Origin of the sequence: Microcoleus sp. D2_18a_D3 (assembly GCF_036702455.1) — a bacterium.
In the GTDB taxonomy this organism is placed as follows: Bacteria; Cyanobacteriota; Cyanobacteriia; order Cyanobacteriales; family Microcoleaceae; genus Microcoleus.
Map to the genome: position 1 here is coordinate 1 of NZ_JAUBTK010000220.1, position 1,144 is coordinate 1,144.

General features: G+C 49.4%; 1 protein-coding gene. It reads right to left on the reverse strand.

The features are described from left to right. Window positions 1-1,144 (reverse strand): calcium-binding protein (locus QUB06_RS34590; RefSeq protein ID WP_333439354.1); only part of this gene is annotated, 1,144 nt, incomplete at both ends.

Here is a 1,144-nt window from a genome sequence, read left to right on the forward strand (position 1 = left end):
AAAGTATCTGCACCCGTACTACCCGTTAGAATATCTTGAGCGCCCCCCCCGTTGAGCGTATTATTAGCGGTGTTGCCAGTGATGACGTTGGCTAGAGTATTTCCGGTGCCGTTAATCAGTGCGGTGCCTGTTAAACGGAGGGTTTCAACATTTGCAGGTAAGCTGTAGGTCACGGTTGAACGCACCTCGTCGGTTCCTTGACCTGCAAGTTCAGTGATGACATCTCCTGCATTATCCACAGCGTAGATATCGTTACCCAATCCACCTATAAGTCTGTCGGCTGCAGTACCGCCATTAAGGATATTATTAGCGGTATTGCCGGTGATGATGTTAGGTAGAGTATTTCCGGTGCCGTTAAGCAGTGCAGTGCCTTGTAAACGGAGGTTTTCAACTTCAGCAGGTAAGATGTAGCTCACGGTTGAGCGCACCTCATCGGTTCCTTGAGCTGCAAGTTCAGTGACGATATCTCCTACATTATCCACAGTGTAGATCTCGTTACCCGCTCCGCCTCTAAGTTGGTCAGCTCCGGTACCGCCATTGAGGCCATTATTGGCGGTGTTGCCGATAATAGTGTTGGCTAGACTATTTCCAGTGCCGTTAAGCAGTGCGGTGCCTGTTAAAATTAGGTTTTCAACTTCAGCAGGTAAGATGTAGCTCACGGTTGAGCGCACCTCGTCGGTTCCTTGAGCTGCAAGTTCCGTGACGATATCTCCTACATTATCAACAGTGTAGATATCGTTACCCAATCCGCCTGTAAGTTGGTCGGCTCCGGTACCGCCATTGAGGCCATTATTGGCGGTGTTGCCGATAATAGTGTTGGCTAGACTATTTCCAGTGCCGTTAAGCAGTGCGGTGCCTGTTAAAATTAGGTTTTCAACTTCAGCAGGTAAGATGTAGCTCACGGTTGAGCGCACCTCGTCGGTTCCTTGAGCTGCAAGTTCCGTGACGACATCTCCTACATTATCCACAGTGTAGATATCGTTACCCAATCCGCCTGTAAGTTGGTCGGCTCCGGTACCGCCATTGATGCCATTATTCGCGGTGTTGCCTACAATAGTGTTGGCTAGAGTATTTCCGGTGCCGTTAAGCAGTGCGGTGCCTTGTAAACGGAGCGTTTCAACTTCAGCAGGTAAAATGTAGCTCA